Source organism: Streptomyces sp. NPDC048424 (genome assembly GCF_040651555.1).
Taxonomy (GTDB): Bacteria; Actinomycetota; Actinomycetes; order Streptomycetales; family Streptomycetaceae; genus Streptomyces.
The window spans coordinates 90407-115767 of the sequence record NZ_JBEZKE010000012.1 but is presented as its reverse complement, the minus strand read 5'-3'; the positions used below and the strand labels follow the sequence as shown (position 1 = coordinate 115767).

The following is a 25361-nucleotide window of genomic DNA, read 5'->3' as shown; positions in this document are numbered from 1 at the left end:
AATCTCTGCATCGCGATCGAAGGGACCACATGCCCATGGGTCACACGGCCACAGCCCAGGCCGGCTCCGGCGGCCTGACAGCGACCGAGCACCGGCTGGCCAACGGCCTGCGCGTGGTGCTCTCCGAGGACCACCTGACCCCGGTCGCCGCGGTCTGCCTCTGGTACGACGTCGGTTCGCGCCACGAAGTCAAGGGGCGTACCGGCCTTGCTCACCTCTTCGAGCACCTGATGTTCCAGGGTTCGGCGAGCGTCCCGGGCAACGGCCACTTCGAGCTGGTCCAGGGAGCCGGCGGCTCCCTCAACGGCACCACCAGTTTCGAGCGCACCAACTACTTCGAGACGATGCCGACCCACCAGCTGGAGCTCGCGCTCTGGCTGGAAGCGGACCGGATGGGGTCCCTGCTGGCCGCCCTGGACGACGAGTCCATGGAGAACCAGCGCGACGTCGTCAAGAACGAGCGCCGCCAGCGGTACGACAACGTCCCGTACGGCACGGCCTTCGAGAAGCTGACGGCCCTGGCGTACCCCGAGGGCCACCCGTACCACCACACCCCGATCGGCTCCATGGCCGACCTGGACGCCGCCTCCCTGGAGGACGCGCGCACCTTCTTCCGTACGTACTACGCGCCCAACAACGCGGTGCTCTCGGTCGTCGGTGACATCGACCCCGAGCAGACGCTCGCCTGGGTCGAGAAGTACTTCGGCACCATCCCCGCGCACGACGGCAAGCAGCCGCCCCGCGACGGCTCGCTGCCCGACGTCATCGGGGAGCAGCTGCGCGAGGAGATCGTCGAGGAGGTCCCGGCGCGGGCGCTGATGGCCGCCTACCGGCTGCCGCACGACGGCACCCGCGAGTGCGACGCCGCCGACGTGGCGCTGACGATCCTGGGCGGCGGGGAGTCCTCGCTGCTGCACAACCGGCTGGTACGCCGTGACCAGACGGCCGTCGCGGCCGGCTTCGGCATGCTGCGGCTGGCCGGTGCGCCCTCGCTGGGCTGGCTGGACGTCAAGACCTCCAGCGGCGTGGAGATCCCCGCCATCGAGGCGGCCGTGGACGAGGAGCTCGCGCGGTTCGCCGCCGAGGGCCCGACGGCCGAGGAGATGGAGCGGGCCCAGGCGCAGCTGGAGCGCGAGTGGCTGGACCGGCTGAGCACGGTGGCCGGCCGCGCCGACGAACTGTGCCGCTTCGCGGTGCTCTTCGGCGACCCGCAGCTGGCGCTGACCGCCGTCCAGCGCGTCCTCGACATCACCGCCGAGGAGGTGCAGGCCGTGGCCGCGGCCCGACTGCGCCCGGACAACCGCGCGGTGCTCGTCTACGAGCCGATCGCGGCAGACGACGACGAGAACGACGAGTCCGACGAGAACGAGGGGGCGGAGCAGTGAGCGACACCGCAGCCGTCACGATGACCTTCCACCCGCGCCCGCAGGCCGGCGAGCCGCAGCCGTGGGCCTTCCCGGCCCCCGACCGCGGGGAGCTGTCCAACGGGCTGACCCTGCTGCGCTGCCACCGGCCGGGCCAGCAGGTGATCGCGGTCGAGGTCAATCTCGCCGCCCCGCTCGACGCGGAGCCCGCGGGCCTGGACGGCGTGGCGACCATCATGGCGCGGGCGCTCTCCGAGGGCACCGACAAGCACTCCGCCGAGGAGTTCGCGGCCGAGCTGGAGCGCTGCGGCGCCACCCTCGACGCGCACGCCGACCACCCGGGCATCCGGGTCTCCCTGGAGGTCCCGGCCTCCCGGCTGGCCAAGGCGCTGGGCCTGCTCGCCGAGGCGCTGCGCGCCCCCGCCTTCGCCGACGCCGAGGTGGACCGCCTGGTCCGCAACCGGCTCGACGAGATCCCGCACGAGCTGGCCAACCCCCAGCGCCGTGCCGCCAAGCAGCTCTCCAAGGAGCTGTTCCCGGCGTCCCTGCGGATGTCCCGGCCGCGCCAGGGCACCGAGGAGACCGTCGCCCGGATCGACTCCGCCGCCGTACGCGCCTTCTACGAGGCCCACGTACGCCCCGCCACGGCCACCGCGGTGGTCGTCGGCGACCTGACCGGCATCGACCTGGACGCCGTGCTGGCGGACACCCTGGGCGCGTGGACGGGCAACACCGCCGCGGCCCTTCCGGTGCCGCCGGTGACCGCCGACGACACCGGCCGCGTGGTCATCGTGGACCGGCCCGGAGCGGTCCAGACGCAGCTGCTGATCGGCCGGATCGGGCCGGACCGCCACGACCAGGTCTGGGCGGCCCAGGTGCTGGGCACGTACTGCCTGGGCGGCACCCTCACCTCCCGCCTGGACAAGGTGCTGCGCGAGGAGAAGGGGTACACCTACGGCGTGCGCGCCTTCGGCCAGGTGCTGCGCTCCACCGCGGACGGCAAGGGCGCCTCGATGCTGGCCATCAGCGGCTCGGTGGACACCTCGAACACGGGTCCGGCGCTGGAGGACCTCTGGAAGGTGCTGCGCACCCTCGCGGAGGGCGGTCTGACCGACGCCGAACGCGATGTGGCCGTACAGAACTTGGTGGGCGTGGCCCCGCTGAAGTTCGAGACGGCGGCCTCGGTCGCCGGCACCCTCGCCGACCAGGTCGAGCAGGAGCTGCCGGACGACTACCAGGCGCAGTTGTACGCGCGGCTGGCCGAAACGGGCACGGTGGAGGCGACTTCGGCGGCCGTGAAGGCCTTCCCGGCGGACCGCCTGGTCACGGTCCTGGTGGGCGACGCGGCAGTGATCGAGGAGCCGGTGCGCGCCCTCGGGATCGGGGACGTCACGGTCGTCACCAACTGACCTGTCGGTGATGGCCGGCTGACGGCCGACCGACGGATCGCGCAGGGGCTCTGGCGGGCTTATCCGCCGGAGCCCCTTTTGTCCGTTTAGCGGTGAGGTTGCTTGTATGTGGTGTGGCGTACGCAACAAAAAGGCGCGTCTGTTTGGCGATTGACTGATGATCCGCCTAGCGTCGGCCCTGCTGTCCGTCAGTTGTGCCCGCCGCATCCGCGGCACCGGACAGCGATCGCCGAGTCCCCGTCAGGCGCGAGCCTGGGGAGCCGGGGACCCACATGAGTCCCTGGGGTGAATCGGACCCCCTCGCAAGAGGAGGCCCGTAGGAGACCTTCCTGCTCCGAACCCGTCAGCTAACCCGGTAGGCGAGAAGGAAGGAAAGGATCAAACCCTTCATGGCGTTTGGCAGTCGTCCCGCTGGTACCGGTAAGCACCGTGGCTCCAGCCGTCTGAGCAAGAAGACCGCCGGTTACGCCGGTATCGCCGCGATCGCGACCACGGGTGTCGTCGGCTCCCTCGCCGCCCCGGCCTTCGCCGCGGACAACCACAGCAGCTCCGCCCCGGAGAACGGGCTGGGTGCCGTGGTCGTCGCCGAGGACCTCGCGGGTGACATCGCCGACCAGGCCGATTCCCAGCAGCGCGCCGCCGAGCACGCCGCCGCCAAGGCGCAGGCGGAGGCGGAGGCCAAGCAGAAGGCCGCCGAGTCCAAGCGCCTCGCCGAGGCCAAGGCGAAGGCCGAGCGCGACGCCGCCGAGCGTGCGGCCCGCGAGGAGGAGCGCAAGCGCCTCAACACCTTCGTCGCCCCGGTCGACGGCTCGTACGTCAGCACGCAGTACCACGCGGGCGGCGGCATGTGGTCCTCCGGCAGCCACACCGGCATCGACTTCCACGCGGCCTCCGGCACCTCGGTCCACGCGGTGGGCTTCGGCACCGTCGTCGAGGCCGGCTGGGGCGGCGCGTACGGCAACAACGTCGTCATCAAGCACAACGACGGCACCTACACCCAGTACGGGCACATGACCTCGCTGAACGTCTCCGTCGGCGAGCAGGTCACCCCGGGCCAGCAGATCGGCCTGTCGGGCTCCACCGGCAACTCCAGCGGCCCGCACCTGCACTTCGAGGCCCGCACCGGCTCGCAGTACGGCTCGGACATCGACCCGATCGCGTACCTGCGCTCGCACGGCGTCAGCCTCTGACCCCGTCCCGCACCTTTTCCGAAGGCCCCGGCTCCCCGAGCCGGGGCCTTCGTGTTGCGTCCTTGTGCAAATGTTTCGCATTTCCGGCCGCTCTCGGAAATTATCGTGTGTTGCAATAGAGTCTCAGCACGCGCATGTGCGTGCAATGAGGCTGGCAGTCGGAAATAGGCGGAGGTTCGGTCTTGCGTATTCCTGCGCACGCGGTATGCACAGCAATCCGCGACGACATCGTCTCCGGGGCGTTCGAGCCGGGCAGCCGGCTGACCGAGGAGGTGCTGGCCCGCCGGTACGGGGTCTCGCGCGTCCCGGTCCGCGAGGCGCTGCGGACCCTGGAGTCCGAGGGCTTCGTGACCACCCGGCGCCACGCGGGGGCCTGCGTGGCCGAGCCGACCGAGCAGGAGGCCTTGGACCTCCTGGAGGTGCGGATGCTCCTGGAGCCCCTGGCGGCCGCCCGGGCCGCCCGGCGGCGCACCGAGGCGCACCTCAAGGTGTTGCGCGGGCTGGTCAGGCTGGGGCAGGAGCGGGCCAGGCGGGGGCAGGGGGGGGATCTGCGGTCCCTGGGCGGCTGGTTCCACGAGACGCTCGCCCAGGCCTCCGGCAGCCCCGGGCTGATCGCGCTGCTCACGCAGATGCGGCACAAGGTGGCGTGGATGTACGTGGTGGAGGCACCGGTGCGGCCGGTGGAGTCCTGGGCGGAGCACGGGGCGATCGTGGACGCGGTGGCGCGCGGGGACGCGGAGCGGGCGCGGGCGCTGACCGCGGTGCACGCCGACCGAGCGGCGGGGGCGCACCGGCTGCGGCTCCGTCCGGCGGTGAGCACTTCGCAACCTGCCGTAAACATGTCGAGCGGCCGGCATTAACAGGAGCCGTATACAAAGGATGGCGTCGCGCGAATTCGCCGTGCAGGGGTGGGGCGAATTTATGGCGTGAATTCGACCTGCCGCTGTGCGGCGAATTCCCGTGGAGCTGAATTCCGGTGCGCCGGGGTTCGGGCAGGGGTGTTTTCCCGCCGGGTGGCTCCGATTTCCATGCGAACGACGAAGCCGCGGCGCCCGGAGGAACGGGGGCCGCGGCTTCGCCGTGGGTGGCGCATGTGACGCGTGGTGCGCGTGCTGTGCGCGGGGTCGAACCCGAAGGGTCAGACGGTCTCGGGGAGCTCCTCGAGACCCTCGGCGACCAGCTTCGCGAGGCGGTCCAGTGCGGCGTCCGCACCCTCGGCCTCGGAGGCGAGGACGATCTCCTCGCCGCCCTGGGCGCCCAGGCCCAGGACCGCCAGCATGGAGGCGGCGTTGACGGGGTCGCCGCCGGACTTCGCGATGGTCACCGGGACGCCGGAAGCGGTCGTCGCACGGACGAAGATCGAGGCGGGACGAGCGTGCAGGCCCTCGGCCCAGCCGACGTTGACGCGGCGCTCTGCCATGGTGATGCCCTTCAGGTTCTTACGGTTGTCTAGACCAGTCTCTCACGACGCCCGGAATGCTCCGACCGACCTTCGGCCCGGATCTGCCGCCGTTCGACCTTCCCCAGCTTGCACTCATTTGTCCCGGGTTGCCTCATGCGCCGCGCGGGGGCTGAGCGGCCCCTCCCGGCCTTAAGGTGGCCCCATGACCATCGAGTCGGACCCCTCGTACCCGGCCCACTGGGAAGCCGATGTCGTCCTCCGCGACGGCGGCACCGCCCGGATCAGGCCCATCACCACCGAGGACGCGGGCCGGCTCGTCAGCTTCTACGAGCAGGTCTCCGACGAGTCGAAGTACTACCGCTTCTTCGCCCCCTACCCCCGGCTCTCCGACCGCGACGTGCGCCGCTTCACGCACCACGACTACGTGGACCGGGTCGGCCTCGCCGCGACCATCGGCGGGGAGTTCATCGGCACCGTCCGCTACGACCGCATCGGCCCCGACGGCCGGCCCGCCTCCGCACCCGCCGACGAGGCCGAGGTCGCCTTCCTCGTCCAGGACGCCCACCAGGGCCGCGGGGTCGCCTCCGCCCTCCTCGAACACATCGGGGCGGTGGCCCGGGAGCGCGGCATCCGCCGGTTCGCCGCCGAGGTGCTGCCCGCCAACACCAAGATGATCAAGGTGTTCACGGACGTCGGCTACCAGCAGAAGCGCAGCTTCGAGGACGGCTCCGTCCACCTCACCCTCGACCTCGAACCCACCGCCGAGTCCCTCGCCGTGCAGCGCGCCCGCGAACAGCGCGCCGAGGCCCACTCGGTGCAGCGGCTGCTCGCCCCCGGCTCGGTCGCCGTCATCGGAGTCAGCCGCTCCGGCGCGGGCGTGGGCGCGGCCGCGCTCCGCAACCTGCGCGACAGCGGCTTCCACGGCCACCTCTACGCCGTCAACGAGGCCGTCACGCGCGATCTGCTCGACGGCGTACGGGCCTACCGCACCGTCGAGGCCATCGACGCCCCCGTCGACCTCGCCGTGATCGCCGTACCCGCCGAGCGGGTTCCCCACGCCGTGGCCGCCTGCGGCGAGCACGGGGTGCAGGGGCTCGTCGTCCTGTCCGCCGGATACGGGGAGAGCGGCCCCGACGGACTCGCCCGCCAGCGCGAACTGGTGCGGCAGGTGCGCTCGTACGGAATGCGGCTGATCGGACCGAACGCCTACGGGGTGATCAACACCGCGCCGGAGGTGGAGCTCAACGCCTCGCTGACGCCCGCGCCCATGCCGATGCGGGGCCGGATCGGCCTCTTCACGCAGTCCGGGGCGATCGGCATCGCCCTGCTCTCCGCGCTGCTGCGGCGCGGCGAGGGCCTGTCCTCCTTCGTCTCCGCCGGGAACCGGGCCGACGTCTCCGGCAACGACATCCTCCAGTACTGGTACGACGACGAGGCCACCGACGTCGCCCTGCTGTACCTCGAAACCCTGGGCAACCCGCGGAAGTTCACCCGCCTCGCCCGCCGCACGGCCGCGGTCAAGCCGGTGGTCGTCGCCAAGGGCGGCCGCCACACCCCGGCCGGACACGTCGTCCCCGGCACCAGACTGCCGGAGGCGACCGTGTCCGCCCTGCTGCGGCAGGCCGGCGTCATCCGGGTCGACACGGTCACGGAGCTGGTGGACGTCGGCCTCCTGCTGGCCGCGCAGCCGCTGCCCGCCGGGCCGCGGGTCGCCATCCTCGGGAACTCCGAGTCCCTCGGGGTCCTCACCTACGACGCCTGCCTGGCCCAGGGCCTGCGGCCGCTGCCGCCGCTGGACCTGACGACGGCGGCCGCGCCGGAGGACTTCCGGGCCGCCCTGGCCGCCGCCCTCGCCTCCGGCGACTGCGACGCGGTCGTGGTCACCGCCATTCCCTGGGTGAGCGAGCACGCCCTGGCCGACGACCTGGCCGACGCGCTGCGGGAGGCCGTGGCCGAGGTCCCGGGCAAGCCCGTGGCGGTGGTGCACGTGGAGCTCGGCGCGCTCGTCGAAGCCCTGTCCGCCACGCGGGGCCTGCCCCACCCGGACCCGTCCGGGAACCGGGGGTCCGCCCCGGCCCCCGCACCCCGGGAGCCGGCGGGGCCGATTCCGGCCCGCCCGGCGTCCGAGGACCGGATCCCCAGCTACCCCGCCGCCGAGCGGGCCGTACGGGCCCTCGCCGAAGCCGTCCGGTACGGACAGTGGCGCCGCGGCCTCGCCGAGGGCGGGTACGTCCCCGAGTTCGAGGACGTGGACGAGGCCGGGGCGGCGGCCCAGCTGGCCGGGCTGCTCGCCGACGTCGACGACGGGGCCGTGCTGACCCTGGCGGAGTGGGACGCACGCGAGCTGCTCGCCCGGTACGGGATCACGGTCCGCTCCGCCCTGCCCGCGCCCAGCGCCGACGCGGCGGTGCGGGCCGCAGCGATCCTGGGCTACCCGGTGGCCCTCAAGACCACCGCCCCGCACCTGCGCCACCGCGCCGACCTGGGCGGCGTACGGCTCGACCTCACGAACGAGGCCGGGCTGAGGCGCTCGTACGAGGAGCTCACCGACCTGCTGGGCAAGCCGGCCGAGCTCCAGCCGGTGGTCCAGGCCATGGTGCCGCGCGGGGTGGACACCGTCGTCCGCTCCGTCATCGACCCGGCCGCGGGCGCCGTCCTCTCCTTCGGGCTCGCCGGCGTCGCCTCCGAGCTGCTCGGCGACACCGCCCACCGGCTGGTTCCGGCCACCGACAAGGACGCCGCCGGACTGATCCGTTCCATCCGCGCCGCCCCCCTCCTCTTCGGCTGGCGCGGCAGCGACCCCGTGGACACCGCCGCCCTGGAGGAACTGCTCCTGCGACTGTCGCGCCTGGTGGACGACCACCCCGAGGTGATCGGGGTCTCCCTGGAGCCCGTCGTGGTCGCGGCCGAGGGCCTCTCGGTGCTCAGCGCCACCGTCCGCGTCGCGCACCCGCCGGCCCGCGGCGACCTCGGCCCGCGCACCCTCCCCAGTTACTGAGCGAGTACGACGCGGCCTGGGGGCCCCGTACGGGCCTTAGGATGGACCTCATGGCGAAATCCGGTACGACGACCCAGGGGCTGCGCACGGCGATCGAGCGCAGCGGCTACTACCCGGCCCTCGTGGCCGAGGCCGTGGAGGCCGCGGTGGGCGGCGAGCCGATCTCGTCGTACCTGGTCCACCAGGAGACGACCTTCGACTCCAACGAGGTGCGCCGCCACGTCACGGTGCTGGTCCTCACCGGTAACCGCTTCATCGTCAGCCACACCGACGAGCAGGCCGCCGACGCCGGGTCCCCGTCCCCGTACGCGACCACCTCCACCGAGTCGGTCAAGCTGTCCAGCATCTCCTCCGTGGTGCTGAGCCGTGTCGTCGCCAACCCGGAGTCCTACACCCCGGGCACGCTGCCCCGCGAGGTCGTCCTGACCATCGGCTGGGGCGCGGTCTCGCGGATCGACCTGGAGCCGGCCGCCTGCGGCGACCCGAACTGCGACTCCGACCACGGCTACACCGGCAACTCCACCGCCGACGACCTCAGCCTGCGGGTCAGCGAGGCCGGCGACGGCCCCGAGGCGGTGCGTCAGACGCTGCTCTTCGCCCAGGCGCTCTCCGAAGCCACGGCGGCCACGTCCTCCACCCCCGCCCGCTGATGGCGTACTCCGCGGCGCAGGACTGGCCCGAGCCGGAGCTGCTGGACCTGGCCGGCGCACCCGTCCCGGAGTACGGCACCGGGTCCCTCGCCGACCTGCTGCCCACGCTCGTGGCCGGCCAGGGCGTCCCCGGTTTCACCGCCGCCATCGCCGAGCTGACCCCGGCCGACCGGAACTGCGTGTTCCTGGTCGACGGCATGGGCTGGGAGCAGATCAAGGCCCACCCGGACGAGGCCCCGTACCTCACCTCCCTCCTCGGCAGCTCGCGCGGCGGCACCGGCCGCCCGATCACCGCGGGCTTCCCGGCGACCACCGCCACCTCGCTGGCCTCCGTCGGTACCGGCCTGCCGCCCGCCCGGCACGGCCTGCCCGGCTACGCCGTGCGCAACCCGGCCACCGGCGAGCTGATGAACCAGCTCCGCTGGCACCCGTGGACCCCGCCCAAGCCCTGGCAGCCGTACCCGACGGTCTTCCAGCTGGCCGACAAGGCCGGTGTGGCGACCGCCCAGGTGTCCTCGCCCACCTTCCAGACCACCCCGCTCACCAAGGTCGCGCTGAGCGGCGGAACCTTCCTCGGCCGGATGACCGGCGAGGAGCGGATGGACCTGGCGGCCGACCGCCTCGCGGCCGGTGACCGCTCCCTCGTGTACACGTACTACAGCGAGCTCGACGGGGCCGGCCACCGCCACGGCGTGGACTCCGACGCCTGGCGCGGCCAGCTGATGCTGGTCGACCGGCTCGTGCAGCGGCTCGCCGAGCAGCTGCCGCCGCGCACCGCGCTGTACGTGACCGCGGACCACGGCATGGTCGACGTCCCGCTCGACGAGGACGCGCGGATCGACTTCGACGAGGACTGGGAGCTCGGCGCCGGTGTGGCGCTGCTGGGCGGCGAGGGCCGGGCCCGGCACGTGTACGCGGTGCCGGGCGCGCAGAACGACGTACTGACCGTGTGGCGCGAGGTGCTCGGCGACAGGTTCTGGGTCGCGAGCCGCGAAGAGGCCCTGGAACTGGGCTGGTTCGGCACGCCGGGGGAGTGCGACGAGCGCGTGCTGGGACGCATCGGCGACGTGGTCGCGGCCGCCCAGGCCGATGTCGCGATCACCGCGTCGCGCAACGAGCCGAACGAGTCCGCGCTCGTCGGCATGCACGGCTCCATGACCGCGGCGGAGCAGCTGGTCCCGCTGCTCGAGATCCGTTCCTGAACCTCCGCCCCTTCCCCCTCTTCCTCCCCTCCCGCACCTCCCACCCCCGATCCGAAAGGTCCCGTACTCCCCATGCCCGAGCTGGTGTTCTTCTCCGGAACGATGGACTGCGGAAAGAGCACGCTGGCTCTGCAAATCACCCACAACCGTTCGGCGCGCGGCCTGGTGGGCGTGATCTTCACGCGTGACGACCGGGCGGGCGAGGGCAAGCTCTCCTCCCGGCTCGGCCTGGTGACGGAGGCCGTCGAGGCGGGCGAGGGCATGGACCTGTACGCGTACCTGGTCGCCGAGCTGTCCAAGGGCGGCAGGGCGGACTACGTGATCGTGGACGAGGCCCAGTTCCTGGCCCCGGAGCAGATCGACCAGCTGGCCCGCATCGTCGACGACCTGGACATGGACGTCTTCGCCTTCGGCATCACGACGGACTTCCGCACGAAGCTCTTCCCGGGTTCGCAGCGCCTGATCGAGCTGGCGGACCGGATCGAGCAGTTGCAGGTCGAGGCCCTGTGCTGGTGCGGGGCCCGCGCCACCCACAACGCCCGCACGATAGACGGTGAGATGGTCGTCGAGGGCGCCCAGGTCGTCGTCGGCGACGTGAACCGCCCGGCGGGGGAGATCGGTTACGAGGTCCTCTGCCGCCGTCACCACCGCCGCCGCATGACCTCGGCCGCCGCCCACGCGGGCGCCCTCTCCCCGGACGTCCTCCCGGTCAACCACGCCTGACCGTTCCCGCAGAGGCGGGGGAACCGAAGCCGGAAGGCCGGCAGAGCGGGGTGCTCTGCCGGCCTTCCGTCGCTGTCACCGGGTCAACGGGTCACGGGGTCGTCTTGCCGACCTCCAGGTCGGCCGTCGGATCCTTGACCGTGGGCGGGATCTCCAACCCCGTGAGCGATGCCGAGTTGTTCGCGGCATCCGGGTCCGCGGTGTCGGAGCCGACGACCGCCTCGTTGACGATGTCCGCACCGTCGCCGAGGTAGCCGGCCGACAGCCGTACGGTGATCACCCAGCTGTGGGTCCGGCCCACCGCGAGGGCGGCCAGCGGGCCGCACACCACCGTCCTGCCCTCCGCGGCGCAGCCGTCGGGGGACGAGACGAACTCCAGGGAGACGGGCAGCTGGTCGGTGACCCGTACCTGCCGGGCGGTGGACGGTCCGTGGTTGGTCACCGTCACGAGGTAGTCGAAGGTCTCCCGCGCCGCCGAGCCGCTGCCCTCCCGCTGCTCCGCGCCGAGGGAGGCACCCGGGCGCAGCCCGCCCGACACCGTCAGGTCCGCGGCGTCGGGGACCGGTGCGGTGGGAGGCGTTCCGGTGCCGGGCGCGGGCGCGGCGGGTGCACGGCCCCGGGCGACTCGGAACCACCCGTGCCGTCCGGCGTCGACGCCGCCGAAGGCGTCAGGGACAACAGCCAGCACGCCGTCACCGCGCCCACCACGCTCAGGGCGCGCCGGTACGGGGCGCCGGGCCGTAGCCTTCGGCCTAGTCCCGTGACCGGACGAGGGTGAAGACCGCCCCCTCCGGGTCCGCGACCGTGGCCTGGCGGCCGCGCACGCCCTCGCGGGGCGGGTCGATGACGCGGCCGCCGAGGTCCGCGACGCGGGCCGTGGCCGCGTCGGTGTCCGCCACCTCGAAGTACGCCATCCAGTGCGGGCCGCGGTCGTGCGGCAGCGAGCGGCCCACGCCGTGCACCGCGGCCACCGGCCGGCCCTCCAGGTTGAGGGTCAGGTAGTCGAAGTCGTCGGAGGCCGTGCTGTGTGCCAGCGCCTCGTGGCCGAAGACGTGCTCGTAGAACTTCCCGACCGTCGAGGTGTCCTGGGTGACCAGCTCGTTCCAGACGGGGGTGCCCGGTCCGCCGGGCAGCCGGGTGCCCATGCGGCTCTGCGCCTGCCACAGCCCGAAGATCGCGCCCAGCGGGTCGGAGCAGATCGCCACCCGCCCCGCGATGCCCGCGTCCAGCGGGCCCACCGCGACCGTGCCGCCGCACGAACGCACCGACTCGGCCGTCGCGTCGGCGTCGTCCGTGGCGAGGTACGTCGTCCAGGCCACCGGAAGATGCCGGTCCGGCGGCATCTCGCCGATCCCGGCCACCTCCCGGCCGTTCAGCACGGCGCGTACGTACGGGCCGAGCTGCTCGGGTCCGGGTACGTACTCCCAGCCGAACAGGTCGGCGTAGAAGTCCTCGGTGGTCCCGAGCCCGTGCACCATGAGGCTCACCCAGCACGGGGTACCGGGCGTGCGCCGGGTTGCTTCCGCTGCCTCGGTCATGTCAGCCGTCTCCTCCGTCGTGCCGCTTACCGGTGCTGATGCTTCCACTCCGGAGGACCCGGCGCGCCCCGACCGCGCCGCATCGCGGGGTCCTGGCACGGAGTTGACCGGATCGGTGCGCCCCACCGATGACGGGCTTGTTACGCCGGTTCCGGGCGGGGAGGAAGATGGCCGGCATGACTGCGAAACCTGCGATCCTCTCCGCCGCCGAACTGAGGGACGAGCTGGCGGGCCCCCGGCCGCCGGTGCTGCTGGACGTCCGCTGGCAGCTCGGCGGCCCCGACCAGCGGCCCGCCTACGAGGAAGGACACCTGCCCGGCGCGGTGTACGTCGACCTCGACCGCGAACTGGCAGGTCCGCCGGGGGCCGGCGGGCGCCACCCGCTGCCGGACCCGGAAGCCTTCGGGGCGGTGATGCGGCGGGCCGGCGTCCGCGTGGACGCGCCCGTCGTTGTGTACGACGGCGGCCAGGGCTGGGCAGCCGCCCGGGCGTGGTGGCTGCTGCGCTGGACGGGTCACCCGAACGTGCGGGTCCTGGACGGGGGATTGGACGCGTGGACGGTGGCCGGGGGTGTGGTGACGGCCGATCGGGTGACTCCCGAGGAAGGCGATTTCAAGCCAACTCCGGGTGCGGTCGGGCTGCTGGACGCGGACGCGGCGGCCGTACGGGCGCGCGAAGGGGTACTCCTCGACGCCCGGGCGGGGGAGCGCTACCGCGGCGAGGTCGAGCCGATCGACCCCGTCGGCGGCCACATCCCGGGCGCCCTGTCGGCGCCGACCACGGAGAACGTGGGCCCGGACGGGCGCTTCCTGCCCGCGGACGCGCTGCGCGCCCGGTTCGAGGGGCTCGGCGCCTCCGGGGCCGGCCCGGTGGGCGTGTACTGCGGCTCGGGGGTCTCCGGAGCCCACGAGGTCCTCGCACTGGAGGTGGCGGGCATCGCGTCCGACCTCTACGCGGGCAGCTGGTCGCAGTGGTCCTCGGACCCGGCCCGCCCGGTGGCCACGGGACCGGACCCCCAGTAGTCGCGGGGCCGGGCGTGTGTGCCGGGGCGCTCCCCCCAGGGCGGCGCCCCGGCGGGCGCCCGGCCCCGGCACAACCCGCCCGCTCGCCGGCCCCGCCGTACTGCCCGGTCCGCCGCCCCAGGCGTCGGCGGTGGTGCTACTCCTGCTTCTTGCGGCGGGTGCCGAAGACGATCTCGTCCCAGCTCGGCACCGCCGCGCGCCGCCCGGGGCGGACCCCGTCGGCCTCCGCCTGGCGGTCGGTGGTGCCCGTCAGGCGGTCGCGGTGGCCCGCCACCGTGCGGGGCATCAGGACGTCGGCGTACGCGGAGCCCGCGCCCGCCGAGGCGGCCGGGGCCGGCGGCTCCTCCGCCTCCGGTTCCGTCGCCGGGGCGTCGGTGCGCTCGGGGACCACCATGTCGCCGCGGAAGCTCGGGACCGCCTCCAGCAGGCTCGTCAGGGTGTCCCGCTCCTCCTCCGGGTCCGGCGCGGGCGCCGGCCTGTTGTCCGGCCGCTCCAGCTGCCGGTCCAGGGCGCGGTCCAGCGGACGGTCGCGCGGCAGCCGCGCGATCCTCGGCACGAAGGGGAAGCTCGGCTCCGGCGTCGCCGGCAGGTCCTCCGACTCGCCGATCAGGGAACGGGCCTCGTCGTCCACGGCCACGACCAGCCGGCGCGGCGGGTCGTAGGTCCAGCTCGCCGAGTGCGGCTCGCCCGCGACCCGGTAGACGAGGAGGACCTCCCAGGTGCCGTCGTCGCGGCGCCAGGAGTCCCACTGCACGGATTCCTTCTCGGCCCCGCGCAGGGTCAGCCGCTCCTGCACGGCCTCGCCGAGCTGCGGCCCGGTGTTCTCGCCGGGGCGGCGCACGGGGGTCTTGCGGGCCCGCTCGGCCATGAAGGCGCGCTCGGCGAGCACGGGGCCCTCGAAGCGGCGTACGCGGTCGACGGGGATGCCGGCGAGTTGAGCGACCTCCTCCGCGGAGGCACCGGCCCGTATGCGGGCCTGGATGTCGCGGGGGCGGAGGTGGCTCTCGACCTCGATCTCGATCTGGTTCAGGCGCGCGCGGTCGTTGCGCACGGCAGCCCGCAACCGTTCGTCGATCGGAAGCGTGTACTCCGTGCTGTCCCCAGCCTTGAGCACCAGTCGTGTGCCGTCATTTGAGACGGCCACGACACGCAGTTCGGGCATGGGGACCTCCCGGGTGGTGCCTGCCGACGTCACGTGCGTCGCTGCTTCCGCTAGTCGAGTGTGGCCTGCCCGGGTGCAGCCTGCCACAACCTTGCCGAGTTAAACCGGCGTGTCGGGCATGCGCCCTTGATCGCCGTTATGGCACGGTTACCTGTTGGGCACGCACAGTGACCGAACGGTTACTGTGCGCAGCAGGAGCCCGTGCAATACCGCGGCATCACCGGTCTTGAGTGCCGTTCTCCATCAGTCGGCCCCCTCTCCCGAGTCCGGACATCCGAAAGGAAGGACGGCCCCAGGGCTCGCCACAGTACTCCATTCGGGCCACCTGGGTGGACCGCCGCGCCGCCGAACTTCTCCCGGACGGCGGGAGTTGGGCTGCCCTCCGTCGGGCCCCACCTGCCCCCTCGTCCGATTTCGGGTGTCTTGCTTCACAGAATCACCAGAAACGGAACTATCCGCTTCGCTCGGCGGTCAGTAACTGCTGGAAGAGGAGAAGCGTGAGAGGCGGGACACACACGGGATGTCGACGGGTCAGAAGACGACGCAGGACGCCGGGGACGCACCGGAGGAGAAGAAGCTCGACCTGAGCGCGGCCCAGGTCGCGGGCTCCTCGCTCGCCACCGTGGCGGCGGCCCTGCTCGCCTCGAAGACGGGCGTCTACGGGACCATCCTCGGGGCCGGCGTGGTCAGCGTCGTCGCCACCGCCGGCGGGCCCGTCATCCAGCACTTCTTCCGGCGCACCGGCGGCCGGCTGCGCGGGAGCGCCCGGACCGGGACCCGCCGGGTGCCGCCGTCCCGTGAGGAGCGGGAGCCGGCCGACGCCATGACGGCACCGCACACGGCCGCGCCCGTCGGGGACTTCGGCGAGGAGTTCGGCGAGGCCACCGTGCACGGCACCCGGGTACGGGGCTGGAAGCGCACCGCGGTGGCCTCCGGAGCGGCCTTCGCCCTCGCCATCGGCGGCCTCGGCACCTACGAGGCGATGGCCGGCACCTCCGTCAGCAGCGGCGGCGGCACCCTCTTCTCCGGCGGCACCCGCAAGGCCGGCCAGGACCGGCCCACGACGCCCCGGGAGGAGCCGGCGGGCGGCGGGAAGGGCGGCAGGAGCCCCGGGCCGGGAGCCACCCCCGACTCCTCGCCCGCGCCCGGCGGCCCGAGCCCGAGCCCGAGCCACGACGCGAGCGGGAGTCCGCGTCCCGACCCCGGCCCCTCCGGTTCCGGAGGCCCGACGCCCGGCCCCTCCCCCTCGAAGCAGACGCCGACGCCGACCCCCGCGCCGCCGACCCCGCCACCGGGTCCTGACGCGTCGACACCGGCCGCACGGCAGAGCACTCCCTGACGCCACGTGATGCCGGGCGGCCCGGCCGGACCTCAGTCGCCCAGGACGCGCCGCAGGTAGTCGTTGCCGAAGACCCGGCCCGGGTCGAGCCGGTCCCGCACCGCGGTGAACTCGCCGAACCGCGGGTAGACCTGCGCGAAGTACTCCGCGTCCCGCGTGTGCACCTTGCCCCAGTGCGGCCGGCCGCCGTGCGCGGTGAAGATGCGCTCGGCCGCCGTGAAGTAGGCCTGGTACGGGGTGCCCCGGTACATGTGCACCGCGACGTACGCCGTCTCGCGCCCCGAGGCCGTCGACAGCGTGATGTCGTCCGCCGGGGCCGTCCGCACCTCCACCGGGAAGCTGATCCGCAGCCCCGAGCGGTCGACCATCGCGCGCAGCTCCCGCAGCGCGTCGACCACCCGCTCGCGCGGAAGGGCGTACTCCATCTCCACGAACCGCACCCGCCGCGGGCTGGTGAACACCTTGTACGGGATGTCCGTGTAGGTGCGCGCCGACAGGGCGCGGCTGGCCACGCGGGCGATGGAGGGGATGGTGGCGGGCACCGCGCGGCCCAGGGAGTTCACCACCTGGAAGAGGCCGTTGGACAGGAGCTCGTCCTCGACCCAGGCGCTCACCGGTCCGGGCGGGGCGGCGGGACCCTGGCTGCGGTTGTTCCGCTTGGTGTTGCAGTTGCCGGTGTGCGGGAACCAGTAGAACTCGAAGTGCTCGTTCTCCGCGAAGTGCTCCTCGAACTCCGCGGTCACCCGGTCGAAGCCCATGGGCTCCTCACGGGCGGTCAGGAAGAAGAGCGGCTCGACGGCGAAGGTGATCGCGGTGACGATGCCGAGCGCGCCGATGCCGATCCGGGCCGCCGCGAAGACCTCGGGATTCTCCTTCTCCGAGCAGACGAGCAGCCGGCCGTCGGCGGTGACCAGCTCCAGGCCGCGGATCTGGGCGGCGATGGACGCCGAGTCGCGGCCGGTGCCGTGGGTGCCGGTGCTGGTGGCGCCGGAGACCGTCTGCTCCATGATGTCGCCCATGTTGGTCAGCGACAGGCCCTCCCGGGCCAGGGCCCGGTTCAGATCCTTGAGGGTCGTGCCCGCCTCCACCGTGACGGTGCCGGCGGTCCGGTCGATGGCCCGGATCCCGGCCAGGGCCTGGGGGCGTACGAGCACCCCGTCGGTCGCGGCGGCCGCGGTGAAGGAGTGGCCGGTGCCGACCGCCTTCACCCGCAGTCCTTCCTCGGCGGCCCGGCGGACCGTCTCCTGGAGCTCCCCGACCGAGGCCGGGGTCACCACGCGGGCGGGCGTGGCGGTGACGTTGCCCGCCCAGTTATGCCACGTGGTGGCCGGCCTGCTGTTCCCTGCTGTCCCCGCTGTCGCCGTCGCCATCGCTAGAGGGCTCCTCCCCTTGCGCCGGCCTCGTCAGCCGGCGGTATCCCGCGAACGCCACCGCCGCCGCGGCCACCCCCGCCGAGATGGAGACGACGTACCCGGTCCGCGCGCCGGCCGCGTCCACGACCCAGCCGGTCACGGAGGACCCGAGCGCGATGCCGACCGCGAGGCCGGTGCTGATCCACGTCATGCCCTCGGTCAGCTTCGCGTGTGGTACGTGCGCCTCGATCAGGGCCATCGTGGTGATCATCGTGGGAGCGATGGCGAGGCCCGAGACGAAGAGCGCCACGGCCAGAAACGGAAGGTTCCCGGCCAGTAGGAGGGGGATCATACTCACGGCCATCGCACATACGCCCAGTACCCAACGGCGTTCTGTCCGGCCTTTGAGATGCAGCAGGCCGAACACGATGCCGGCCAGGCAGGAACCGAGGGCCCAGACGGCCAGGATGAAGCTCGCCGAGGACTTGCTGCCCTGCTCCTCCGCGAAGGCCAGGGTGGCCACGTCGATGGAGCCGAAGATCGCGCCGGTCGCCACGAAGGTGGCGGTCAGCACCTGCAGGCCCGGCGAGCGCAGGGCGGAGGTGCGCTCCGCGTTCTCGTCGCGCGGGTGCGGGGCGGGCTCGGTGGAGGTCTGGGCGGTGAGCAGCCACACGCCGACCATCAGGCAGACGGCGGCGATCAGCGGCCCGGCCTCCGGGAACCAGGTGGTGGACAGCCCGATGGCGAGGATCGGGCCGAAGATGAAGCAGACCTCGTCCACCACCGACTCGAAGGAGTACGCGGTGTGCAGCTCGCGCGGGGAGTCCCGGTAGATGACGGTCCAGCGGGCGCGGACCATCGAGCCGACGCTGGGCACGCAGCCGGCGATCGCGGCGCAGACGAAGAGCGTCCAGTCCGGCAGGCCGTTCGCGGCGGCCAGCAGCAGCCCGGTGACCGCCGCCACGGAGATCAGGGTCGCGGGCCGCAGGACGCGCCGTTGGCCGTACTGGTCCACGAGCCGGGAGACCTGGGGGCCGATGACCGCGGCGGCGAGCGCCAGCGTGCCGGTGAGCGCGCTCGCCATGGCGTAGCGGCCGGTGATCTCGGAGATCATCGTGAGGATGCCCACGCCGACCATGGAGATCGGCAGCCGGCCTATGAGGCCGGCGGCGCTGAACCCCTTGGTGCCGGGGGCCGAGAAGATGGCGCGATAGGGACTGGGCAAGGGCCCTCCGTAAGGGACGTCGTGGGCCCATACAGGTTACGACCGCCTACCGGGCACCCGCACGGGGAAGGTTCCGGACCCGGAACTAAGGTTTACCTTACCTTTTGTCGCGGGGCTGCTCCTGGCCGGGCCGCTTCTCCCGCGGGGACGCCGGGTGGCAGGATTCGACGCATGTCAGACCAGCTCCTCCCGCCCGCCGGCGGGCCCGCCGCCCCGTACGACGCCCTCCTGCTGCTGTCCTTCGGCGGCCCCGAGGGACCCGACGACGTCGTGCCGTTCCTGGAGAACGTCACGCGCGGGCGCGGCATCCCGCGCGAGCGGCTCAAGGAGGTCGGGCAGCACTACTTCGGCTTCGGCGGGGTCAGCCCGATCAACGGGCAGAACCGCGCGCTGCTCGACGCGCTGCGCAAGGACTTCGCCGGGCACGGGCTGGACCTGCCGGTCTACTGGGGCAACCGGAACTGGGCCCCGTACCTGACCGACGTGCTGCGGGAGATGGTCGCCGACGGCCGGCGCCGGATCGCGGTGCTCGCGACCAGCGCGTACGCCTCGTACTCGGGCTGCCGGCAGTACCGCGAGAACCTCGCCGACGCGCTGGCCACCCTCGCCGAGGAGGGGCTGGAGCTGCCGGAGGTCGACAAGCTGCGGCACTACTTCAACCACCCCGGCTTCGTGCAGCCCATGATCGACGGGGTGCTGGCCTCGCTCGCCGCGCTGCCCGAGGAGGTCCGGGACGGGGCCCACCTCGCCTTCACCACCCACTCCATCCCGACGGCCGCCGCGGACGCCTCCGGCCCCGTCGAGGACCACACCGGGGACGGCGAGGGCGGCGCCTACGTCAAGCAGCACCTCGACGTCGCCCGCGTCATCGGGGACGAGGTGGCCGCCCGGACCGGGACCGCCCACGCCTGGCAGCTCGTCTACCAGTCCCGCAGCGGCGCCCCGCACATCCCGTGGCTGGAGCCGGACATCTGCGACCACCTGGAGGCCCTGCACGCCGAGGGCGCCCCGGCCGTCGTGATGGTGCCCATCGGCTTCGTCTCCGACCACATGGAAGTCCTGTACGACCTGGACACCGAGGCCACCGCCAAGGCGGCCGAACTGGGCCTGCCCGTCGCGCGCTCCGCGACCGTCGGCGCCGATCCGCTGTTCGCCGGGGCCGTACGGGAACTGGTGCTGGAGCGGGCCGCCAAGGAGCGCGGGGAGCCGGCCGCGGAGTGCTGGGTGGGCACGCTGGGGCAGAGCCACGACCTGTGCGCGGTGGGCTGCTGCCCGGCGCGCAGCCCCCGGCCGGCGGCCGCGGGCGCCGACAGTCCGTACGCCTAGGAAGAGGAACCGTGATCTCCGAAGAGCTGAAGGCAGAACTGCTGGACGTGGGCCTGGAGGCCGCCCGGCAGGCCGGGGCTCTGCTGCGCGACGGCCGGCCGGCCGATCTGGCGGTGGCGGCGACGAAGACCAGCCCGATCGACGTGGTGACCGAGATGGACATCGCGGCGGAGAAGCTGATCACCGGCATCCTCGCCGAACGGCGGCCCGAGGACGGGCTGCTGGGCGAGGAGGGCGCGGACACCCGGGGGACCAGCGGGGTGCGCTGGGTCGTCGACCCGCTCGACGGCACCGTGAACTACCTCTACGGGCTCCCGAGCTGGGGCGTGTCCATCGCCGCCGAGTACGAGGGCGAGACCGTGGTGGGCGTCGTGGCGGCGCCGATGCGCGGGGAGACCTACCACGCGGTGCTCGGCGGCGGGGCCTGGATGGGCACGGCACGCCTCGCGTGCCGGCCGGCGGCGCCGCTGGACCAGGCCCTGCTCGGCACTGGCTTCGCGTACGTGCAGACCCGGCGGGCCCACCAGGCCGGGATCGCGGCCCGGATCATCCCGCTGGTACGCGACATCCGGCGGGGCGGGTCGGCGGCGCTGGACCTGTGCGACGTGGCCGCCGGGCGGCTGGACGGGTACTACGAGCGGGGGCTGAACCCCTGGGACCTGGCCGCCGGCGAGCTGATCGCGCGGGAGGCGGGGGCCGTGACGGGCGGCCGGCCGGGGGAGCGCGCCTCGGGGGAGCTGACCCTGGCCGCCACCCCCGCCGTGTTCGCCTCGCTGCAGCCGCTGCTGGAGGAGTCCGGGGCCTGGCACGACTGACCGGCCACTGACCGACCGGTCCTGCGGCGCCCCGGTCCGGTCACTCCGGGTCGGGACGCCGGAAGCACGCGAACCCCGGCCGCCCGAGGGGGCGGCCGGGGTTCGCGTCGTGCGGGAGCCGTGGGGGATCAGCAGGTCGGCTCGGGATCGGGTCGGCAGGCAGGGGTCAGCAGGCGGGTACGGTGGCCGAGACCGGGACACCGTGCTCGGCGGCGAGTCGCTGGAGGTCTTCCAGCTCCGCCTGTTCCACTTCCGCGAGGAAGTCGTCGCCCGTCTCGCGGGCGTGCATGAGGTCCGACTGCGTGGACCTGATGCGCTGCAGGAGACCCGCGGTGAATGCGTCCATGATGGGTTCGCCCCCTCTTCGTGGGTCGGCGGCGGCACGTGGCTGTCCGCCGTCAGGGAGTGGATGGGGTGTGCTGTCGTCCTCCCCGGCACCCTGGGCCCAGAAACCTCTCCAGGCCAGGGAATCCTCACTTCCGTCCCGTGAGCCCCTCCACGACCCGCCTTACAGCCGGTTTACGGCCGAAACGTGCAGGATGGTCGACGCAATACACGTGTGCCCTTCTGGGCTCGGAGGAAGGAAACGACGTGCGCGTACTCGTCGTCGAGGACGAGCAGCTGCTCGCCGATGCGGTGGCCACCGGACTGCGCCGGGAGGCCATGGCCGTGGACGTCGTGTACGACGGCGCCGCCGCCCTGGAGCGGGTCGGCGTGAACGACTACGACGTGGTCGTGCTCGACCGGGACCTCCCGCTCGTGCACGGCGACGACGTGTGCCGGAAGATCGTCGAGCTCGGCATGCCCACGCGCGTGCTCATGCTGACCGCCTCGGGCGACGTCAGCGATCGCGTGGAGGGCCTGGAGCTCGGGGCGGACGACTACCTGCCCAAGCCCTTCGCCTTCACCGAGCTGACCGCCCGCGTGCGGGCCCTCGGCCGGCGCACCACCGTCGCGCTGCCGCCCGTACTGGAGCGAGCCGGGATCAAGCTGGACCCGAACCGGCGCGAGGTGTTCCGCGAGGGCAAGGAGGTGCAGCTGGCGCCGAAGGAGTTCGCGGTGCTGGAGGTCCTCATGCGCAGCGAGGGGACCGTCGTCTCCGCCGAGCAGCTGCTGGAGAAGGCCTGGGACGAGAACACCGACCCGTTCACCAACGTCGTACGGGTGACGGTCATGACCCTGCGGCGCAAGCTCGGGGAGCCGCCGGTCATCGTCACCGTGCCCGGTTCCGGATACCGGATCTGACCCGCGTGGCAACCAGCCCGGCGCCACCGGCGGCGCCACCGAAACCGACCTGGGACCCCGGCCAGCCCGAGGGTCCCTTCCCGTGGCTGCGCCCGACCATCCGGATACGCCTCACGCTGCTCTACGGCGGGATGTTCCTGATCGCGGGCATCCTGCTGCTGTCGATCATCTACCTGCTGGCGGCCCAGGCGCTGCGGCAGGGCAACGCCCTCATGTACGAGATCGTCGACGGCCAGAACGTCCAGGTCACCAGCACCACCTGCCCGGTGTCGAGGATCAACCAGCTCGAACAGTTCAACACCGCGATGAAGGCCTGCGCGCTGGAGCAGCGCCGGCACGCCCTGGACGACCTGCTGAGCCGCTCGCTGATGGCCCTGCTGGGGCTGAGCATCATCGCCTTCGCCTTCGGCTACGCGATGGCCGGCCGGGTGCTCTCGCCGCTGGGCAAGATCACCCGTACCGCCCGCCGGGTGGTCGGCACCGACCTGACCCGGCGGATCGAGCTGGACGGGCCGGACGACGAGCTCAAGGAGCTCGCCGACACCTTCGACGAGATGCTCGACCGGCTGGAGCGGGCCTTCACGGCGCAGCAGAGGTTCGTCGCGAACGCCTCGCACGAGCTGCGCACGCCACTCGCGATCAACCGGACGCTGCTGGAGGTGCACCTCTCCGATCCGGGGGCCCCGGTGGAGCTCCAGCAGCTCGGCAAGACCCTGCTCGCCACCAACGAGCGCAGCGAGCAGCTGGTCGAGGGCCTGCTGCTGCTGGCCCGGAGCGAGAACCAGATAGTCGAGCGCAAGCCCGTGGACCTGGCGGAGGTGGCCTCGCGCGCCGTCGACCAGGTGCGGGGCGAGGCCGAGGCGAAGGGCGTGGAGATCCGCGGCGAGCGCGCGCCGGCCGTCGTCCAGGGCAACGGCGTGCTGCTGGAGCGGATCGCCCTCAACCTGGTGCAGAACGCCGTCCGGTACAACGTGCCGGAGGACGGCTGGGTGGAGGTCACGACCGAGGCCCAGCACGGTCAGGCGGTCCTGCTGGTATCGAACACGGGTCCCGTTGTTCCCGCGTACGAGGTGGACAACCTCTTCGAGCCCTTCAGGCGGCTGCGTACGGAGCGCACGGGCAGTGACAAGGGTGTCGGGCTCGGTCTGTCGATCGCGCGCTCCGTGGCGCGCGCACACGGCGGAAGGATCCAGGCAACACCCCGGGAAGGCGGTGGCCTCGTGATGCGTGTCACTCTTCCCTTGTGAGTCATGCACTCTGTGTTCGCTGTTGGCTGAACGCTTGCCCTTTGAAAGCAATTGCTCCTGTGTGATCGATCACAGTGGCGAGTGTCGGCGCATGTGCGTTCAGTGACCCCGGGGCGGCCGGAAAGCCCGGGAAGTCCGGGTTTCCGGCCCCCCGTATGGCGGGAAATACACGGGGTGGCGTTTGTGCAAGACGGCCCCCGGACCGTGTACGGTCCCGGTCGTCATCCCAGCCAATCGCCCCTTCAGGTGGGCGGCTGGGTGTCGATTGAGTAACAGACCTTGATGTGAGGCAAAATCTCCGCCTCAGGTCGGGCACAAGTCCGGCCTCTCGTGCGTTACGTGCGCTGAGACACCGCTAACACCCAGAGGGGGAGAGCGAACAATGGCAACGGACTACGACACCCCGCGCAAGACAGACGACGACGTCGACAACGACAGCATTGAAGAGCTGAAGGCCCGACGTAACGAGAAGTCGTCCTCGTCCGTGGACATGGACGAATTCGACTCGGCCGAGAGCCTGGAGCTTCCCGGTGCGGACCTCTCCAATGAGGAGCTGGCCGTCCGGGTCCTGCCCAAGCAGGCCGATGAGTTCACCTGCATGAGCTGCTTCCTGGTGCACCACCGCAGCCAGCTGGCGCGTGAGAAGAACGGTCAGCCGATCTGTCGCGACTGCGACTGAGAGGCGTCGGCCGTGGCTGGCTCGACACCCTTTCGGAAGCGACGCTTCCGGAAGTCTGGTGATCAGGCGGAGGCGCAGGTGGCACCCACGGACCCGGAAACGGGTTCCGGAGCCCCCGGCGACTCCGCCGGTGAAGCGATCGCCGTGCCCTCCGACACCGCCCCGGCGGTGCCGTCGGTCACAGAGCCCGGCGAGGGGGCCCGGCCCAGGCCCGGGGCCCGTCGGCTGCAAGCCGTCAAGAAGGGTGTACGCAAGGGCGGCGAAAGTGTCCGGCACGCCGCCCTGTACATCGCCGAGAGGGTCATCGAGAACGCACCACGCGTTCCGGTTCGGGACCTCGCGACCCTGCGCGCGCAGTTCCCGGGCCTCGGTCCCGATCAGCTTGCCGACAAGCTGATCGCGGGCGCCGCCAACGCCACCTCGACCGTCGGCGCCGGAATCGGCGCGGCGGCGATGCTGCCCGTCCCGCCCGCGATGCCGGCGGAGATGGCGGCCGAGATCACCGGGGTCGCCGCGATCGAGCTGAAGCTCGTCGCCGAACTCCACGAGGTCTACGGGCTCCGTGCGCCCGGCAACCTCAAACAGCGCAGCTTCGCCTACCTGACCGCCTGGACGGAGGAGCGCGGAGTCGATCTGACCAACCTGGCGACGCTGAACCTGGCGCTCGGCGGACAGATGAAGCGCGAACTGCGCCAGCAGATCACGAAGCGGATGTTCCGCAACCTGCCGAACCTGATGCCGTTCATGGTGGGCGCCGCCGTCGGCGCGGTCATGAACCGGCGCGACACCCGCAAACTCGCCGAGAAGGTCCGTGCCGACCTCCGGAGCAGGGCCGTGGCGTGGGATGCCCTGCCCGCCCTGCCGCCCCTGGAGCAGCCCACACAGCCCCTTCCCGAGGCCACCAGGGCCGCACTCGAGGGTCGGGATCCCGGCCCGTTCGGCTGAGGCCGGCCGCCGCCGGGGACGCGGGCCCTATTCGGCCGGGACGGCCTGGGCCTTCGCCGCGCGGATCGCCGCGACCAGGGCCCCGGGCTCGCGGGTGGAGACGTAGACGTACGGGGTGGGGTCCGCCGGGTCGGCGACCTCGACGCGGACCGCGGTCGGCACGTAGCTGCGCAGCAGCATGAAGGCGCGCGGGTCGGCCTTGAACGTGCGCCAGGCGCGCGACTCCTCGGCGTCCAGGACCTCCGGCTCACCCAGCGCGGTCACCGGGATCCGGGCGTCCCCGACCGCCAGCGCCCCGTTCACCACGCGCACGCGCGCGGAACCGTACGAGCTCACCAGCAGCCCGCTCAGCGCGGTGCCCCCGACCAGGCCGGCCAGCAGCGGCATCGTGCCCAGCGGCAGCAGCATCAGTGCGCACGCGAGGCCGGTCAGTACGGCGACGCCCCACCAGGAGCGGGGGGCGGTCAGGCGTTCGTCGTGGTGCGCGGGGGAGAGCTGCATGAGCTCAAGCCTGCCACGAGGCGACCG

General features: G+C 72.7%; 24 protein-coding genes and 1 riboswitch. Of the genes, 16 read left to right on the top strand and 8 right to left on the bottom strand.

What is annotated here, in order from left to right; translation table 11 throughout:
• Positions 1 to 35 precede the first annotated feature (35 nt).
• From AB0D29_RS19200 to AB0D29_RS19185, 4 genes are all read left to right on the top strand, one after another.
• Positions 36 to 1385: a pitrilysin family protein gene (locus AB0D29_RS19200; protein ID WP_361762468.1), complete on the top strand. Its 1350-nt coding sequence runs from the start codon at positions 36 to 38 to the stop codon at positions 1383 to 1385.
• A 20-nt stretch (positions 1386 to 1405) separates the two neighbouring features.
• Positions 1406 to 2773 carry a pitrilysin family protein gene (locus tag AB0D29_RS19195; protein ID WP_362855679.1) on the top strand — a complete coding sequence of 456 codons (1368 nt, stop codon included), beginning with the start codon at positions 1406 to 1408 and terminating at the stop codon, positions 2771 to 2773.
• A 217-nt stretch (positions 2774 to 2990) separates the two neighbouring features.
• Positions 2991 to 3150: riboswitch (cyclic di-AMP (ydaO/yuaA leader) on the top strand.
• Positions 3151 to 3162: 12 nt separating this feature from the next.
• Positions 3163 to 3963 carry a M23 family metallopeptidase gene (locus AB0D29_RS19190; RefSeq protein ID WP_362855565.1) on the top strand — a complete coding sequence of 267 codons (801 nt, stop codon included), beginning with the start codon at positions 3163 to 3165 and terminating at the stop codon, positions 3961 to 3963.
• A gap of 182 nt (positions 3964 to 4145) precedes the next feature.
• Positions 4146 to 4823 (top strand): GntR family transcriptional regulator, encoded by a 678-nt coding sequence (locus AB0D29_RS19185; protein WP_362855564.1) that lies wholly within the window; start codon positions 4146 to 4148, stop codon positions 4821 to 4823.
• 278 nt (positions 4824 to 5101) lie between these two features.
• Here the strand turns inward: AB0D29_RS19185 and AB0D29_RS19180 are convergent, their stop codons facing one another.
• The gene (locus AB0D29_RS19180) at positions 5102 to 5383 is read right to left on the bottom strand and encodes an HPr family phosphocarrier protein (RefSeq protein WP_030012489.1); all 282 of its coding nucleotides are present in this window, start codon (positions 5381 to 5383) and stop codon (positions 5102 to 5104) included.
• A gap of 184 nt (positions 5384 to 5567) precedes the next feature.
• On the opposite strand from AB0D29_RS19180, the gene AB0D29_RS19175 reads away from it, so the two are divergent.
• The 4 genes from AB0D29_RS19175 (at position 5568) to AB0D29_RS19160 (ending at position 10938) form a co-directional block, all read left to right on the top strand.
• Positions 5568 to 8363: a GNAT family N-acetyltransferase gene (locus tag AB0D29_RS19175; protein ID WP_362855562.1), complete on the top strand. Its 2796-nt coding sequence runs from the start codon at positions 5568 to 5570 to the stop codon at positions 8361 to 8363.
• Between the two features lie 50 nt (positions 8364 to 8413).
• Positions 8414 to 9013 (top strand): DUF5998 family protein, encoded by a 600-nt coding sequence (locus AB0D29_RS19170; protein WP_362855561.1) that lies wholly within the window; start codon positions 8414 to 8416, stop codon positions 9011 to 9013.
• Positions 9013 to 10215, top strand: a complete 1203-nt coding sequence (locus AB0D29_RS19165) for a nucleotide pyrophosphatase/phosphodiesterase family protein (protein WP_362855560.1) — start codon at positions 9013 to 9015, stop codon at positions 10213 to 10215. The genes AB0D29_RS19170 and AB0D29_RS19165 overlap by 1 nt, the downstream gene beginning before the upstream one ends.
• A 72-nt stretch (positions 10216 to 10287) precedes the next feature.
• Positions 10288 to 10938, top strand: coding sequence for a thymidine kinase (locus AB0D29_RS19160; RefSeq protein ID WP_362855559.1), 651 nt, complete (start codon positions 10288 to 10290; stop codon positions 10936 to 10938).
• A gap of 91 nt (positions 10939 to 11029) precedes the next feature.
• Here AB0D29_RS19160 and AB0D29_RS19155 read toward each other — a convergent pair whose 3' ends face one another.
• Together AB0D29_RS19155 and AB0D29_RS19150 are read right to left on the bottom strand one after the other, a co-directional pair.
• Positions 11030 to 11626 (bottom strand): DUF11 domain-containing protein, encoded by a 597-nt coding sequence (locus AB0D29_RS19155; protein ID WP_362855557.1) that lies wholly within the window; start codon positions 11624 to 11626, stop codon positions 11030 to 11032.
• 64 nt (positions 11627 to 11690) lie between these two features.
• On the bottom strand, positions 11691 to 12476 hold the full coding sequence (locus AB0D29_RS19150; protein ID WP_362855555.1) for a VOC family protein: 786 nt from the start codon (positions 12474 to 12476) through the stop codon (positions 11691 to 11693).
• A gap of 176 nt (positions 12477 to 12652) precedes the next feature.
• Between AB0D29_RS19150 and AB0D29_RS19145 the strand changes: the two genes are divergently transcribed.
• Positions 12653 to 13498, top strand: a complete 846-nt coding sequence (locus AB0D29_RS19145) for a sulfurtransferase (protein ID WP_362855554.1) — start codon at positions 12653 to 12655, stop codon at positions 13496 to 13498.
• A gap of 136 nt (positions 13499 to 13634) precedes the next feature.
• On the opposite strand, the gene sepH is transcribed toward AB0D29_RS19145, so the two are convergent.
• Positions 13635 to 14693: a septation protein SepH gene (gene sepH, locus AB0D29_RS19140; RefSeq protein WP_362855553.1), complete on the bottom strand. Its 1059-nt coding sequence runs from the start codon at positions 14691 to 14693 to the stop codon at positions 13635 to 13637.
• Positions 14694 to 15180: 487 nt separating this feature from the next.
• Between sepH and AB0D29_RS19135 the strand changes: the two genes are divergently transcribed.
• Positions 15181 to 15999 (top strand): hypothetical protein, encoded by an 819-nt coding sequence (locus AB0D29_RS19135; protein ID WP_362855552.1) that lies wholly within the window; start codon positions 15181 to 15183, stop codon positions 15997 to 15999.
• A 32-nt stretch (positions 16000 to 16031) separates the two neighbouring features.
• Here AB0D29_RS19135 and AB0D29_RS19130 read toward each other — a convergent pair whose 3' ends face one another.
• Together AB0D29_RS19130 and AB0D29_RS19125 are read right to left on the bottom strand one after the other, a co-directional pair.
• Positions 16032 to 17369, bottom strand: a complete 1338-nt coding sequence (locus AB0D29_RS19130; RefSeq protein ID WP_362855550.1) for a D-arabinono-1,4-lactone oxidase — start codon at positions 17367 to 17369, stop codon at positions 16032 to 16034.
• Positions 17311 to 18576 carry an MFS transporter gene (locus tag AB0D29_RS19125; RefSeq protein ID WP_362855549.1) on the bottom strand — a complete coding sequence of 422 codons (1266 nt, stop codon included), beginning with the start codon at positions 18574 to 18576 and terminating at the stop codon, positions 17311 to 17313. The genes AB0D29_RS19130 and AB0D29_RS19125 overlap by 59 nt, the downstream gene beginning before the upstream one ends.
• Positions 18577 to 18747: 171 nt before the next feature.
• On the opposite strand from AB0D29_RS19125, the gene AB0D29_RS19120 reads away from it, so the two are divergent.
• Together AB0D29_RS19120 and AB0D29_RS19115 are read left to right on the top strand one after the other, a co-directional pair.
• Positions 18748 to 19902 carry a ferrochelatase gene (locus tag AB0D29_RS19120; protein WP_362855548.1) on the top strand — a complete coding sequence of 385 codons (1155 nt, stop codon included), beginning with the start codon at positions 18748 to 18750 and terminating at the stop codon, positions 19900 to 19902.
• Between the two features lie 14 nt (positions 19903 to 19916).
• The gene (locus AB0D29_RS19115) at positions 19917 to 20717 is read left to right on the top strand and encodes an inositol monophosphatase family protein (protein ID WP_362855678.1); all 801 of its coding nucleotides are present in this window, start codon (positions 19917 to 19919) and stop codon (positions 20715 to 20717) included.
• Between the two features lie 166 nt (positions 20718 to 20883).
• Here the strand turns inward: AB0D29_RS19115 and AB0D29_RS19110 are convergent, their stop codons facing one another.
• Positions 20884 to 21063: a hypothetical protein gene (locus AB0D29_RS19110; RefSeq protein ID WP_319728675.1), complete on the bottom strand. Its 180-nt coding sequence runs from the start codon at positions 21061 to 21063 to the stop codon at positions 20884 to 20886.
• Between the two features lie 245 nt (positions 21064 to 21308).
• On the opposite strand from AB0D29_RS19110, the gene AB0D29_RS19105 reads away from it, so the two are divergent.
• The 4 genes from AB0D29_RS19105 to AB0D29_RS19090 all read left to right on the top strand — a co-directional run bounded on the left by AB0D29_RS19105 (position 21309) and on the right by AB0D29_RS19090 (position 24833).
• Positions 21309 to 21962: a response regulator transcription factor gene (locus AB0D29_RS19105; protein WP_030008767.1), complete on the top strand. Its 654-nt coding sequence runs from the start codon at positions 21309 to 21311 to the stop codon at positions 21960 to 21962.
• 5 nt (positions 21963 to 21967) lie between these two features.
• Positions 21968 to 23209, top strand: coding sequence for a HAMP domain-containing sensor histidine kinase (locus AB0D29_RS19100; RefSeq protein ID WP_362855547.1), 1242 nt, complete (start codon positions 21968 to 21970; stop codon positions 23207 to 23209).
• A gap of 382 nt (positions 23210 to 23591) precedes the next feature.
• A complete protein-coding gene (locus tag AB0D29_RS19095) occupies positions 23592 to 23888 on the top strand; it encodes a DUF4193 domain-containing protein (protein ID WP_030036261.1) in 297 nt (98 codons plus the stop codon).
• Between the two features lie 12 nt (positions 23889 to 23900).
• Positions 23901 to 24833 (top strand): hypothetical protein, encoded by a 933-nt coding sequence (locus AB0D29_RS19090; protein ID WP_362855545.1) that lies wholly within the window; start codon positions 23901 to 23903, stop codon positions 24831 to 24833.
• A 27-nt stretch (positions 24834 to 24860) separates the two neighbouring features.
• On the opposite strand, the gene AB0D29_RS19085 is transcribed toward AB0D29_RS19090, so the two are convergent.
• Positions 24861 to 25334 carry a DUF3093 domain-containing protein gene (locus AB0D29_RS19085; RefSeq protein WP_362855544.1) on the bottom strand — a complete coding sequence of 158 codons (474 nt, stop codon included), beginning with the start codon at positions 25332 to 25334 and terminating at the stop codon, positions 24861 to 24863.
• Between the last annotated feature and the right edge of the window lie 27 nt (positions 25335 to 25361).